This window comes from Flavobacterium sp., assembly GCF_004211145.1.
Classification (GTDB): Bacteria; Bacteroidota; Bacteroidia; order Flavobacteriales; family Flavobacteriaceae; genus Flavobacterium.
The window spans coordinates 1-13,331 of record NZ_SEBS01000044.1 but is presented as its reverse complement, the minus strand read 5'-3'; the positions used below and the strand labels follow the sequence as shown (position 1 = coordinate 13,331).

Sequence of the window (13,331 nt, the reverse complement as noted above, 5' to 3'; positions counted from 1 at the left end):
ACGAAGTTTCCAAGCTTCGAATGTTTAATTTGAAATACGTGCACTATTGAACGACTCAATTAACTAATTAAAATCTTCGTGCCTTCGTGGCAAAAAAAGATAAAAAATCACCTCGGAATCTCCACCGATTCCAAAATCTGCCTGATAATCTCCGTTCCCGTCAAACCTTCCATCTCACGCTCGGGCGACACGATCACGCGGTGCTGCAAGACCGGAATAGCCGATTCCTTAATATCTTCAGGCGTCACGAAATCGCGTCCTCTCAAAGCCGCAAAACCTTTCGCCGCGTTCAATATGGCGATCGACGCACGAGGTGAAGCGCCCAAATAGAGGAACGCGTTTTCTCTAGTATTGATCACGATTTTCGCGATGTAAGCGACCAGTTGCGGTTCGATGATGATTTGTTTTACGGTCGACTGGAAATCGCGGATCTGCTGAGACGTCAATACGGCTTTGATATTGCCGAGCTTGTCGTGATCCTGCAATTCGTGTTCGCGTGTGATGATCGCGATTTCTTCCTCAAGCTTCGGATAATCGACCGAAATCTTGAACAGGAAACGGTCCAACTGCGCTTCAGGCAAACGATACGTTCCTTCCTGTTCGATAGGGTTTTGGGTCGCGATGACCAGGAAAGGCGCGTCCATCACGTAACGGTTGCCGTCGATCGTGACCTGACGTTCTTCCATGACCTCGAAAAGCGCGGCCTGTGTTTTGGCGGGCGCGCGGTTGATCTCGTCGATCAGGATAAGGTTCGAGAAAACAGGCCCTTTCTTGAATTCGAATTCGGTCTTTTTCAAATCGTAGACCGATGTTCCCAGGATATCCGATGGCATCAGATCGGGCGTGAACTGTATACGGCTAAACCCGATGTCGAGCGTCTTGGCAAGCAATTTCGCGGTGATCGTCTTGGCGATTCCGGGAACGCCTTCGAGCAAAACGTGCCCGTTCGACAGCATCGCGACGAGCAGTTGATCGATCATTTTTTCCTGTCCGACGATCACGCTCGAAAGTTCCTTTTTCACGGCTGCGATCCCTTCAGTCAGCGGCGCGAGATTGAGGCGATTGTCGAAGCGGACGTTGTCGGAATCCTGTTGCGGCTGTTGCGGCTGCGCGGATTGCTGCTCTTCATTTGTAAAACTGTTGTCGTTTTCCATCAGTGTATGATTTTTTCCAATGCGGTGTTGATTTTTATGAGATCTTCCTCGACGGCCGTATGCGGACTGTTGCGATGTGCCCGGATCAGGAAAAGTGCGTGTTCGATGTCGGCCATCGGCTTGCCTGATTTCTGTTGCAGCTTACGCGTGAACGCATCGTCGAGTTTGGTCGTGTCGATCAGATAATCGGTTCGGATCTTTTCGAGGAAATATATGATTTTTCGGTCGATTACAGTGTGATGGTCGCCTTCCTGATAATATAAGTTTCCGATGGTTTTCGCAAATTCCACGGTCGTATTGGGCAGCGGTTCCAATATCGGGACGATGCGTTGCTTGCGTCGCGCCTGGAAAATCATGAATGCGAGCATGCCAAACAAGAACATCAGCCACGCCCAGGTAAGCGCCGGTTGCGAGAAAATGTAGCGAAGTTCCGACTCTGAAATCGATTCGTCCCCGGGCTGTTTATTGAACCAATAGATTTTCCCTTTTGGCAGGTACGACAGCAATTTCTCGGCGTATTCGTGATGATCGTCCTTAAGCAAATGGAAGTTCGTGAACGCAGCCGGAGCCGTGTGCAGATAAAAAGTCCCGCCCCTGTAATCGACTTTTACGAAATTCGCGCGCAAACTGTCGAGAGACGTATAACCCAGAATCGTCGTGCTCGCCGTGTCGATGCTCGAAAAATAGATCGGGTTCACGCCTTCGACCAGAAAATTCGACAAGCTCAAAAAGGCCGAATTCCCGTGGCTCACGAAATAGAAAACCTCCTTGAGCGATTCGTTGTCCAGATTTTCGGCATTCGAAATGTTCAAAAACGTTCCTTTTATCTTATAGGTTTTGGCGAGCGTGTCGTATTTGGTGTCGAAAAACTCATAAGGCGTGACGCGGATCCGTTCGATCGTGTCGTTGGTCAAACGCCCGATTTCCTGATCGAACACGTACAGTCCAAGTGGATTCTTATCCTTGACGCCATACGTCGGCTTCCAGTTCACTTCCTTGGGCTGTCCGCCGTCGAGAACGATCATGAGCACGAAAACGAGCACGAGAAATCCTATTAGTATCTTGAGTTTTCCCATTATGTCGATTTAATGGTTTTTTGGAACGCGCGCACGGCCTTGTCGAACGTGGCATCGTCGGTTTCGAATTCCCCGTACCAAACGTAGTTGTATAAATACGACAGGTATGCGAAGTTTTCCTTGTCTTTCTCGTTTCGGATCTCGTACAGATAATCGGAATTGGTTTTCTCGACGTCCCATTCGATGATGCCCGATCGCGACATGCGTTGCAGCAACCACAGATAATAATATCGGATCGAAAGGCGTTTGTCTCCGGCGTTCATGGTTTCAGAAACGAGTTTTTCGAAATCGGCTTCCTGTAGGTTTTTTTCGATTTCGTCGGCACCGTAAATGCGATTGGCCGAACTGCGCCCGAAAACCCATTTTCCTTCCTTATTCAAGATCGCCTTCACGATAAGATAGATCACGAACAGGATCACGAGCCCGCAAACGATCCTGAAAATCCAGGTAACCAACGAGAGCGAACCTTCGCCGCCCATGCTGAACAATTCGCTTATCAAGCGCGCGAGCCATGCTTTGAAACGGTCGAGGGCGGTTTTTTGTTTTTCTTTGGGCGCGTAGTCGAATTCCTCGGCTTTGTAATCCTTCTTGAAGTTCTTCCTGAAATGCGCTTGGGTGATTGCCGAACTGTCGACCTTGATGTCTTTAATCGTGTATTTGATCGCCGGCGGTTCCGAATATTCGTCGTCTGAAACGTATTCGGTCGTATCCACGGCGATGCTGTCCTGGGCGAAAACGGCCGGACTCAGTAAAAGCAGTATCAGCAGGAATTTATACACGTTCTTTTTGCTGTTTTTTGTGTACGACGAACGGATATATCAAATAATACCAGGAAATCAATGAAAGTGTCGATAAGATGATCGCCGAACTCAGCCAAATCGGCATGTCGACCGAATATCTCGTGATGAAACCTTCGAGGAATCCCGCCGAAATCATGAATGGCCACGTACTCAAATAAATCTTGAAACTCGCCATGAAACCGCGCTTGAGCGAGTCGATGCGCGAATACGTGCGCGGAAACAGGATCGACGCGCCTAAAATAAATCCGCATGCGGTCGTGATCACGATGCCGAAAATCTCCATCGCGCCGTGGATCCAAATGCCTCGGACGCTTTCCCAAAACACATCGTGCTCGTAGAAAAGATACTGGAACGAGCCCAGCATGACGCCGTTCGACAATGCGATCTTGAATGTCCCGATCCCGAATGAAATCCCGTACATGTAAGCTTTCGCGCCCACGAGTAAATTGTTCAGCGTAATCCCGATGAAACTTCCCCAATTGCTTCCCGATTTGTACACCGCGACAGGATTTCCGTTTTCGATGTTCTCGAGCGACATGTTCACGTAACCGTCGCTGAGTATGAGCCGCATGAAACCTTCATCGTTACGCGCCGAAACCACTCCGATCGCAACCGCCAGAAAGAACAGTACGAACGCGTATAAAACGTAGCGTCGGTAGGCGTAGACGGCGAGCGGAACTTCGGTCTTGAAAAAGGAAACGAGGCGATTCTTCTCGATGCGTTTGGTCTTGTAGATTTTTTGGTAAATCTGGGCGGCGAGATGGTTCAGGTAGACGACAGTCTTGCTTTTTGGGTAATACGTCTGGGCAAAAGACAGGTCATTCATGAGTTGAATGTACAAACTCGACATCTCGTCAGGGTTTTTTTGGTCTTTTGAATTGATGGCACGTTCAAATTCGAGCCATTTTTCTTTATTTTGCCGGATGAACGCCACTTCTCTCATTGACGGCTAAAATAGAAAATATGACCCAATTATCAATAAACACTACGCAAAATGTGAACATCAGTTTTACGGCTGCCAGCGTGGGCGACCGCATTCTTGCCGCGCTTGCCGATTTGTTGGTGAAGGTCGCGTATTTCGTCATTGTTTTCATCGTGATCCTCAATGGTTTGGATATCACCGACAGGATTTCCCAACTCGACAACTGGTCGGCTGGGGCGATTTACATGACGCTCATGTTGCCGTGGGTTTTTTACACGTTGGTACAGGAAAGTTTGTTCGAGGGGCAGACGCTCGGAAAGAGATTGCTAAAGATCAAGGTCGTCAAGATCGACGGTTACCAGGCCTCGTTCGCCGAATACATGATCCGATGGTTCTTCAGGCTCGTCGATATTTGGATGTTCAACGGAATTCCCGCGATCATCAGCGTGGCCGTGACAGGAAAAAGCCAGCGTTTCGGGGATATGGCGGCCGGAACGTCGGTGATTACATTGAAGAATAAAATCAACATCAGCCATACGATCCTCGAGGAAATCGGAGGCGAATATGTGCCGATCTATCCGCTCGTGATCAAATTGTCCGACAACGACATGCGCATCATAAAGGAAACGTTCACGACGGCGCAGGCGCGTTCCGATTTTGAAACAATACACAAACTCGTCCGAAAAATCGAAACCGTAACGGGAATGAAGAACCAATCGGGGAACAATCCGGATTTTATTAGGACGGTTTTGAAGGATTATAATTTTTATACGCGAGGCGTTTAGTGGTTGATTCGTTGATTCGTTTATTTGTTTATTTGAGTCAGTGTCTTCCGTTGCGGGTTTTTTGCCGGGCCGATATTTCGAAGTTTCGGAAGGACAATTATTTCAAATCAAGGTGCTGAATCGCCAATTAAAAGCACAAACATACCACGGAAGCCAAGCATTCAAATAAACAAATAAACGCATAAACGAATCAACAAAATAGTCCCGTCAAAGACACTCCCAACATGTTCTACCTCCTAAACATCATCGGAACCACAGCCTTCGCCGTCTCAGGTTCGTTAACCGCCATGAACAAAAAGCTCGATCCGTTCGGGGTTTTCGTGATTGCGTTCGTGACTTCGGTCGGCGGCGGAACCTTGCGCGACGTGCTTATAGGCAATACGCCCGTGGGTTGGATGCGCGATTTGAATTTCGTGTATTGCATCATTTTCGGGTTCTTCCTGTCGATCGTATTCCGCAAGAAGCTCGACAAATTGCGCGTTTCGTTGTTCCTGTTCGACACGATCGGGCTTGGACTTTTTACTTTAATCGGCATTGAAAAAGGAATCGCGACGGGTTTGCATCCCGTGATCTGCGTGGCCTTGGGAACGATGACGGCCTGCTTTGGAGGCGTGATCCGAGATATATTGTGCACCGAAATCCCCGTGATTTTCAGGCGCGAGATCTACGCGACGCTGTGTATCGTAGGCGGCATCATTTTCTTTTTGATTCGCGACAACTTTAATGTAAATACCGAAGTGTTATACGTGATCGTTTCGGCCATCATTATCGTGTTGCGACTGATGGCCGTCCGATATAAATGGTATCTCAAACCACTGGAGAAGAAATAATCAATTGAAATGTTTCGCGATGAAAGCCGAGAAATTCTCGTCGCTCATCTTATTCGAAGTGCTTTCGGTCGACACGACATTCTTGTACTGGGCCGAATCGCTCAAAAACTTGATGAACTGCTCCTGGACCTGTCCCGTTCCCGTGATGTGGATTTCGTCGATGTTGGGCATCGTGGCCGCAATTTCCTTAAAAAATTTCTGGGTCAATGTCTTTTCCTGGTTGTTCGCGGCATTCTCGTTCGAATTCTTATCGGGCCCATCGTTGCTCACGTGGCCGAGTATCGTAAACTCATCGCCGTCGAATCCTTCTTTTCCAACTATGGTCGCGTGATGCGAATCCATCCAAACCCCAAACTGTTTCTTGTTCTTTCCTGACATAATTTTTTGCTTTTTTTAAAGGTAGGCGTTCGGAGAGGGAAAGATTTGGTTTTGGGTTAAGATTGTGATTGGGTTTCGTTTTGGGTTGATTTGTTTATGCGTTTATTTGAATCAATGCTTTCCAGTGACTTTTTTTCTAAGATGAATACGTCAATAAAAACAAATTCTCAAACGGAAGACATGCACTCAAATCAACAAATCAACGCATCAACAAATCAACAAATAAAAATCAATGCGCCAAATACAAAAATCCCGTAAACGCCTTCTGATATCCCGGGTCATGTAACTCCAACACATAATAATACGTCCCGTCAGGCATTTCCTTATCGTCCCAGCGCAGGCCTTTCGTCGCGACGCCGTCCCAATCGGGTAGGTTGTTGTTGCCTTTCCAGACCAGAATGCCCCAGCGGTTGTAGACCGACAGTTCGAAATCCAGGAAAATATCGCGCAACCCGACGATATGAAAATAATCGTTTATGCCGTCATTGTTGTTCGACACGAAGTTGTAGATGATCGGCGGACAGTTCCGAACGGTCAGTAAAAACGACCCAACGTTATAACACTCGTCATTCACGATGCGGAACCAGATCGTCTCAGGCGTCGTGTTCGCGTGATAATTCGACGTGTTTAGGATCGGTGCAAGATTGTCCTCGGCGTCCTGCTGCGAATGATGGAACGTCACGGCGTCGGTCGGGTTCACGGCGATCGCGTCGGCCAAATTCGAAAAATCAAATGTTCCCGAAGTCAGGCCTTCATTGCACGACACCAGATTTTCAGGCTGATTGAAATCGGGCAGCAGCGGCAACGACACGCTTGTCGCAAAATCGTTGTTGTCTTCATTTAGTTCCGTCACCGAACCGATTCCCGTTCCGTTGTTGTCGACCGACAGCGTAAGCGTGAACGTATCAGGAACGCCATCGGGCAACACGAGATTCACTTGGCCGTTTTCGCTGCCACCAATAGGGATTACGGTCGTGGTCAAGGTCGTTCCGAGCAATATTCCATCGGCGAAAAACGCGATTGCGGTCGCGGCCGGAAGCGCGTCGGTACTGTTTAAGTTCGACACCGTAAAGTCGACCGAAATCGCACGTGAATTACAAGCCGTCGTCACATTATCGGCCACGATCGTCGCATCGGGCAATTGGCTGTTGAGTTTGGTCACAATCACGTTGATCATCACGAAATCGCCCTGGACCTGATTGCCGACCTGAATGCCCGACGTCAACTGGATATGGGCCGTCGAATCGCCGATCGCAATGTTATTCTGGATGTCGTACACGTCGAGGTCCATGTTGTACAGCGTATCCGAACCCGTAAAACTGTTCGTGCCGTTGAACGCGTTGTTCGCGGGATTCAGCGGCGGATCGCTCAAAGGATTGTCGTTGATGCTCAAATTCTCGTTGTTCGCCAGATTCGCGTCGCCTTCCCAAGCCACGACACCGATTTTCGCGCCTTCGTTGTCGATGACGTTCAAATTTTCAAGCGTGATGTCAATTTGTAGCGGCACGTTTTTAAGCCCGTCGTAGACGTTGAGTTGATTCAGCGGAAGCGCAGCGTTCTCGTATATCACGACAAGCGTCCAGCCCGCGAAATTCGTCCCGTTGATGCAATAATCGGTTACGTTCAGCCAAGGCGAGACGTCGAGTTCCGACAGTGTGTAATTTCCGTTTCCGGTCGCCTGGATCTGAGCGGTCACATCAGCAAAAGCACTGAAAAACGGCAATCCCGTATTCGCGAACACGAGGCCGAATTCGCGTTCCGCAGTGATGTTTTGACCGTTGAGCTGCACGTCGAAATCGCCCGGACCCGAACCCGCCCAATATAGAAAAGCGTATTTTATTTCGTCGGAAGCTGAAAGCGAAAGCGTCGCGCTCGATTGCGTCAGGATCACACACGGATCGTTCGCGCCGTTCGGGGCCACATTCATCGTGTTGCCCGCGAACGTGAAGTCGTACCGCCCGTTGTATTGGCCGTACAGCGCGATTTCCTGAGCGCACGAAGCAGTCGGAAAAACCAAGGCGAAAAGAAAAGACAAGAGTAGAAATCCCTTCACGAGAGGATGCGTTTGTTGTGCTTAAAGATAGGGAAAGAAGTTTATTCGTTGATTTGTTTACTTGTTTATTTGAAGTCGGTGCTTTCCATTTTCGCACGGTTTTCAAATCGCATTTTCCGTGAAACCGATGGTCGAGCGGGAGGCAATAACTCAAATAAATAAATCAACAAATAAACGAATCAACAAAAAAGCATTAATTTTCCACTCAAATCCAACCGCGTGCCCAACTACACCATAAAAAAATTCGAACCGTCCGACACAAACGTTTGGAACGCATTCGTTTCCAAATCGAAAAACGGCACTTTCCTGTTCGATCGAGGATTTATGGACTATCATTCGGACAGGTTTCAAGACTTTTCGCTGTTGGTTTACGACGAAAACGAATTGCTCGCGTTGTTGCCAGCGCACAAAATCGACGACAAAGTACATTCGCATTTCGGATTGACGTACGGCGGTTTCGTGCTCGGCGAAAAAATCAAGTTGAAAGAAGTGATTTGGGCGTTGCAGGCGGTTCTGAAGTTTTTGTCCGAAAACGGAATCGGGACATTCCGCGTCAAATTGATTCCGTCGATCTATCACTTGTTTTCATCGGACGAATTGCCGTACGCGCTTTTTGTTGCCGACGCGAAATTGTACCGGCGCGACTCACTTTCAGTGATCGACCTGACAAAACCGTTTTCCATTTCAAAGACACGACGCGAAAGCATTAGGCGAGGCGCGAAAAACAACCTCGAAATCCGCGAGGAAAGCAATTTCAAATTGTTTTGGGACGAAATCCTGATTCCGAACCTTGACAAAAAACACGAAGTAAAACCCGTTCATTCAATTGCCGAGATCGAACTTTTACACAAACGTTTTCCCGAAAATATCCGACATTTCAACGTCTACGACAACGGAAAGATCGTAGCCGGCACGACGGTTTTCGTTTCGCAGAATGTCGCACATCCGCAATATATTTCGGGCAATGATCACAAAAACGAACTCGGATCGCTCGATTACCTGTACCATTTTTTGATAACCGACGTTTTTAAGGACGCGCCCTTCTTCGACTTCGGGATTTCGAACGAAGACCAGGGCAGGAAACTCAACGAAGGTCTGGTTTTCTGGAAGGAAAGTTTCGGCGCGAAAACCGTCGTACAGGATTTCTACGAAGTCGCGACGGCGAACCACAAATTGCTCGAAAACGTTTTGATATGATCAAATTTTACGATTTAAAAAAGGTCAATGCGCCGTACGAAGCCGATTTCAAGAAGAAATTCGACGACGTGCTCCAAAAAGGTTGGCTTATTTTGGGCGACGAGACGAAGCGTTTCGAAACGGAGTTCGCGGCATTTTGCGGAACCAGGCACTGCATCGGAACCGGAAACGGCCTCGACGCGCTCGTGCTGATATTTCGCGCCTACATCGAACTCGGAAAATTACGAAAAGGCGACGAAGTAATCGTGCCCGCAAACACATACATCGCCAGCATTCTCGCCATAATCGAAGCCGGATTGACGCCGGTTTTGGTCGAACCTGATGGCCTGACATTCAACCTCGATCCAAGTCTGGTTTCAAACAAAATTACTCCGAGAACCAAAGCCATCCTCGCGGTTCATCTGTACGGACAGCTCGCCGACATGGACAAACTCCGCGAAATCGCGACCCGAAACAATCTTTTGCTCATAGAAGACGCGGCCCAGGCACACGGTGCGAAATCGCGTAGAGGCAAAGCCGGAAGTTTGGGCGATGCCGCCGGGTTTTCGTTCTATCCGTCGAAGAATCTGGGCGCTTTGGGCGACGCGGGAGCCGTGACGGCGAACGACGACGAGCTCGCAGCGATGATCGCCAAACTCCGAAACTACGGTTCCGAAACCAAATACGTGCATCAGGTAAAAGGAGTGAATTCACGGCTCGACGAAGTTCAGGCCGCGTTTTTGAACACGAAATTACCAAGTCTCGACAGTGAAAACGAAAAGAGAATCCGAATCGCGAAACGCTATCTTTCGGAGATAAAAAATCCAAGGATTACGCTCCCGAAATTCAGCCGAAATGAAGATCACGTATTCCATTTGTTCGTCATCCGAACCGAACATCGCGGTGCGCTTGCCGAATATCTGAAGCAAAACGACATCGAAACGCTGATCCATTATCCAATGGCGCCGCACAAACAGCAAGCGTTATCGGAATTCTCGCACCTGTCTTTTCCGATCACTGAAAAAATCCACGAAGAAGTCCTGAGTTTGCCGCTGAGTCCAGCGATGACCGACGATGAAATCTCCACGGTCATCGGCAAAATAAACGACTGGAATTGAGGATCGTGGGCAACATAATGCGGTCGCCTTTGTTTCGCGTGACATCGCTCAACGGCGTGAGTGTGATCGTGAAGATCGCGATCGGATTCGTAACGTCGAAAGTGGTTGCGATCTTCGTCGGGCCTGCGGGAATGGCGCTCGTCGGGAACTTGAGAAACTTTTTGACATCGGCCGAAGGAATCGCGACATTGGGTTTCCAAAACGGTATCGTCAAATATATAGCCGAAGCCAAGCAGGACGAATCGGCTCTCAAAAAAGTGCTTTCCACGATTTTCATAAGTCTGGCCGCCGTTACCATCGTCAGTTCGCTGCTTTTATTCGGGCTTTCAAACTATTGGAGCGCGTCGGTGTTCTCAGGAAACGAGGATTTCGGCAAAGTCTTCCGGATCATGGCGCTCGCGTTCCCGTTTTATTGTGCGTCGATTTTCATCGTTTCGGTACTGAACGGTTTGGAAAAATACCGACAGGTGATTTGGGCGAACATCATCGGAAACGTGCTCGGGCTCGCGGTTTCGGTCATTTTGATTTACCGATACGAACTGTTCGGGGCAATGCTCGCGATCGTACTCGCGCCCACGACGTTGTTTTTCGTCTCGCTCGTTTACATCGGCAGGGAAATCAATCTGCTCCAAAATATCTCGTTCGCTTCTTTTGACAAAACGACGCTCAAAAACCTCGGATCGTATTCTTTGATGACATTGTTTTCGGCTGTTTTCGTGCCCGTCGTATATCTCGCGATCAGGCAGAAAGCGATCGCGGTTTCGGGCATCGACGCGGCTGGACATTGGGAAGCGATCAATCGGATCTCGACGTATTATATGTTGTTCATCTCGACGTTGCTCACGGTGTATTTCCTTCCGAAGTTGGTGCTGTCCCAAACCGAATCCGAAATGAAATCCGTCGTCAAAAGTTATTCGAAAGGAATTTTACCGTTATTTTTCATCGCATTGGTCATCTTATATTTACTCAGGGATTTCGCGATAAACTTACTTTTCACACCCGATTTCGTCGAGACGCGCGAATTGTTCTTGTGGCAGCTCGCAGGCGATTTCCTCAAAGCCGCGTCGTTGATCCTGGCGTGTATTTTTTTCGCGAGTCGTCTTACGGTCGCATTCATCGTGAGTGAAGTCTTATCGCTTGCGATCCTTTACGTTTCGAGCGTTTTTTTCCTGTCGGTCATGGGAATCAAAGGATTGACCGTCGCGCATTTCGTGACGTATGCGTTTTATTTTGTGGGACTGGTTTTCTATTTCCGTAAAATCATTTTTCGAAGGTCATTTTAAAAGGTAGATTTTTTTGGACAATTAAGATAGTTAAGAGTAGTTGAGTTTACGCGTAGCCTTAACTATCTCAACTATTTTAACTGTATAAAAATTTGAGTTTATGCTTAGCCTTAACAATCTCACTATCTCAACTGAATAAAAATTTGAATTTATGCTCAGCCTTAACTATTCTCAACTATCTTAACTGTTTAAAAATTGGAATTTACGCGTAGCCTTAACTATCTCAACTATTTTAACTGTATAAAAATTTAAGTTTATGCTTAGCCTTAACAATCTCACTCTCTCAACTGAATAAGAATTTGAATTTATGCTCAGCCTTAACTATTCTCAACTATCTTAACTGTTTAAAAAGTTTGAATTTACGCGTAGCCTTAACTATCTCAACTATTTTAACTGTATAAAAATTTAAGTTTACATTCAGCCTTAACTATTCTCAACTATCTTAACTGTTAAAAACACGTAAAACTCAATTTCGCCCTTTGTCTTCATTATTCACTATTCTCCGCGATCATACTTGCGTCCGAATAAGCCGCGAAACTTAAGAACTCAAAAAACGCCGTCCCCAGCAAATAATTCCTATTTTTGTGTAAACGACACGAATCATGATTCCATTGTATTTCGATCCCGGAACGGGCGCGCTCATCGTGCAGTTCTTTGCTGCGGCCGTGGCGGGCGTCCTGCTTTTCTACAAGACCGTGACGATGAAAATACGTTCGATTTTCGGCATGAAGCCAAAGCAGCAAACTGATTTCATGGACGAGGACGATCAAACTACCAAGCCCGAATAAATGAGCGAAACCAGGAACACGTCGTCGTTCCGCGATCCGTCTGGTTATGTCTTTACCGACGGCAATTCGGTCAAGCGCAAAATAAATCCAATCTATTTCAAACAGTTCGAATCGCTTTCAACGAGCGGTTTTTACGAACTTTTATTCTCGAAAAAATATCTGGTTTCACATTCGGTTTCATCTAAATCCGATGAAGCCATCGTGCTCGAAGCCGACAAAATCCCGTTCATCAGTTATCCGTACGAATGGAGTTTCCCGCAATACAAACACGCGGCTTTGTTGACGCTCAAAATCCAGAAGTCGTGCCTCGAAAACGGATTCACGTTAAAGGATGCGTCGGCGTTCAACATCACATTTTACAACGCGAAACCGATCTTCATCGATACGCTTTCGTTCGATTTTTACATTGAAGGCGAACCGTGGATGGCGTACAAACAATTCATCATGCATTTTCTCGGGCCGCTCATGCTGAGCCGTTACTTCGGGCATGATTTCCTGAAGACTTTGGCACATGACATCGACGGGGTTCCACTTTCAAAATTGTCGAAACTGCTGCCGTGGACAACAAAATGGAATCCGTTTTTGTTCGCGAATATTCACGTCTTGGCGCGTTACGACGAGAAATTTTCGGGCGATGGCAAAGCGTCGGCAAAACGCTTATCGAAGTCGGCCCAAATCAAAATGCTTGACGCGATGTACGATTTCATCGAAAACCTCGACGCGAAAAACAAGACCGAATGGGACGATTATTACGCGGTTGCCAATTATTCGGCCGACGCGCTTGCGGTCAAAAAAACGTACATCAAAGATTGGTTTACGTCGATTGGCGGCAAAACCGTAATCGACATGGGCGGAAACGACGGCACATTTTCACGTGAATTGTTGCCGATGGCCGATTTGGTGATCACGGCCGATGTCGATGCAAACGCCGTCGGAAGCAACTATCTCAAGGCGCTCAAAAATAAAGA

13 protein-coding genes are annotated in these 13,331 nt (G+C 47.6%); 7 read left to right on the top strand and 6 right to left on the bottom strand.

The features are described from left to right. Positions 1–107: 107 nt before the first annotated feature. Genes EOO50_RS15495 through EOO50_RS15480 form a run of 4 tightly spaced genes read right to left on the bottom strand, consistent with a single transcriptional unit; the run spans position 108 to position 3,973 of the window. Positions 108–1,154, bottom strand: coding sequence for a MoxR family ATPase (locus tag EOO50_RS15495; RefSeq protein WP_290841194.1), 1,047 nt, complete (start codon positions 1,152–1,154; stop codon positions 108–110). Then, positions 1,154–2,230 (bottom strand): DUF4350 domain-containing protein, encoded by a 1,077-nt coding sequence (locus EOO50_RS15490; RefSeq protein ID WP_290841193.1) that lies wholly within the window; start codon positions 2,228–2,230, stop codon positions 1,154–1,156. Before EOO50_RS15490 ends, EOO50_RS15495 begins: the two co-directional genes overlap by 1 nt. Next, on the bottom strand, positions 2,230–3,009 hold the full coding sequence (locus EOO50_RS15485) for a DUF4129 domain-containing protein (protein WP_290841192.1): 780 nt from the start codon (positions 3,007–3,009) through the stop codon (positions 2,230–2,232). Before EOO50_RS15485 ends, EOO50_RS15490 begins: the two co-directional genes overlap by 1 nt. Continuing rightward, positions 3,002–3,973 (bottom strand): stage II sporulation protein M, encoded by a 972-nt coding sequence (locus EOO50_RS15480; protein ID WP_290841191.1) that lies wholly within the window; start codon positions 3,971–3,973, stop codon positions 3,002–3,004. Before EOO50_RS15480 ends, EOO50_RS15485 begins: the two co-directional genes overlap by 8 nt. Before the next feature lie 20 nt (positions 3,974–3,993). Here EOO50_RS15480 and EOO50_RS15475 point away from each other — a divergent pair, with 20 nt between their 5' ends. Together EOO50_RS15475 and EOO50_RS15470 are read left to right on the top strand one after the other, a co-directional pair. Next, positions 3,994–4,737 (top strand): RDD family protein, encoded by a 744-nt coding sequence (locus tag EOO50_RS15475; RefSeq protein ID WP_290841190.1) that lies wholly within the window; start codon positions 3,994–3,996, stop codon positions 4,735–4,737. Positions 4,738–4,961: 224 nt separating this feature from the next. Next, positions 4,962–5,567: a trimeric intracellular cation channel family protein gene (locus EOO50_RS15470; RefSeq protein WP_290841189.1), complete on the top strand. Its 606-nt coding sequence runs from the start codon at positions 4,962–4,964 to the stop codon at positions 5,565–5,567. Here EOO50_RS15470 and EOO50_RS15465 read toward each other — a convergent pair whose 3' ends face one another. Further along, positions 5,568–5,945, bottom strand: coding sequence for a hypothetical protein (locus tag EOO50_RS15465; protein ID WP_290841188.1), 378 nt, complete (start codon positions 5,943–5,945; stop codon positions 5,568–5,570). It abuts the gene before it with no gap. A 229-nt stretch (positions 5,946–6,174) separates the two neighbouring features. Then, complete coding sequence (locus tag EOO50_RS15460) at positions 6,175–7,998, bottom strand: gliding motility-associated C-terminal domain-containing protein (RefSeq protein ID WP_290841187.1); 1,824 nt, start codon at positions 7,996–7,998, stop codon at positions 6,175–6,177. Between the two features lie 219 nt (positions 7,999–8,217). On the opposite strand from EOO50_RS15460, the gene EOO50_RS15455 reads away from it, so the two are divergent. From EOO50_RS15455 to EOO50_RS15435, 5 genes are all read left to right on the top strand, one after another. Next, a complete protein-coding gene (locus EOO50_RS15455) occupies positions 8,218–9,195 on the top strand; it encodes a GNAT family N-acetyltransferase (RefSeq protein WP_290841186.1) in 978 nt (325 codons plus the stop codon). Further along, entirely contained in the window at positions 9,192–10,292 is a 1,101-nt protein-coding gene (locus EOO50_RS15450; RefSeq protein WP_290841185.1) for a DegT/DnrJ/EryC1/StrS family aminotransferase, read from the top strand. The genes EOO50_RS15455 and EOO50_RS15450 overlap by 4 nt, the downstream gene beginning before the upstream one ends. A 5-nt stretch (positions 10,293–10,297) precedes the next feature. Beyond that, positions 10,298–11,575: an O-antigen translocase gene (locus tag EOO50_RS15445; RefSeq protein ID WP_290841184.1), complete on the top strand. Its 1,278-nt coding sequence runs from the start codon at positions 10,298–10,300 to the stop codon at positions 11,573–11,575. Positions 11,576–12,177: 602 nt separating this feature from the next. Beyond that, a complete protein-coding gene (locus tag EOO50_RS15440; protein ID WP_290841183.1) occupies positions 12,178–12,363 on the top strand; it encodes a hypothetical protein in 186 nt (61 codons plus the stop codon). Further along, positions 12,364–13,331 (top strand): class I SAM-dependent methyltransferase (locus tag EOO50_RS15435; RefSeq protein ID WP_290841182.1); only part of this gene is annotated, 968 nt, incomplete at its 3' end. It abuts the gene before it with no gap.

Bases quoted from the DNA above. Each gene is read 5' to 3' on its own strand.
- EOO50_RS15495 (WP_290841194.1), bottom strand. From the start codon at position 1,154: ATGGAAAACGACAACAGTTTTACAAATGAAGAGCAGCAATCCGCGCAG.
- EOO50_RS15490 (WP_290841193.1), bottom strand. From the start codon at position 2,230: ATGGGAAAACTCAAGATACTAATAGGATTTCTCGTGCTCGTTTTCGTG.
- EOO50_RS15480 (WP_290841191.1), bottom strand. From the start codon at position 3,973: ATGAGAGAAGTGGCGTTCATCCGGCAAAATAAAGAAAAATGGCTCGAA.
- EOO50_RS15475 (WP_290841190.1), top strand. From the start codon at position 3,994: ATGACCCAATTATCAATAAACACTACGCAAAATGTGAACATCAGTTTT.
- EOO50_RS15470 (WP_290841189.1), top strand. From the start codon at position 4,962: ATGTTCTACCTCCTAAACATCATCGGAACCACAGCCTTCGCCGTCTCA.
- EOO50_RS15465 (WP_290841188.1), bottom strand. From the start codon at position 5,945: ATGTCAGGAAAGAACAAGAAACAGTTTGGGGTTTGGATGGATTCGCAT.
- EOO50_RS15450 (WP_290841185.1), top strand. From the start codon at position 9,192: ATGATCAAATTTTACGATTTAAAAAAGGTCAATGCGCCGTACGAAGCC.
- EOO50_RS15440 (WP_290841183.1), top strand. From the start codon at position 12,178: ATGATTCCATTGTATTTCGATCCCGGAACGGGCGCGCTCATCGTGCAG.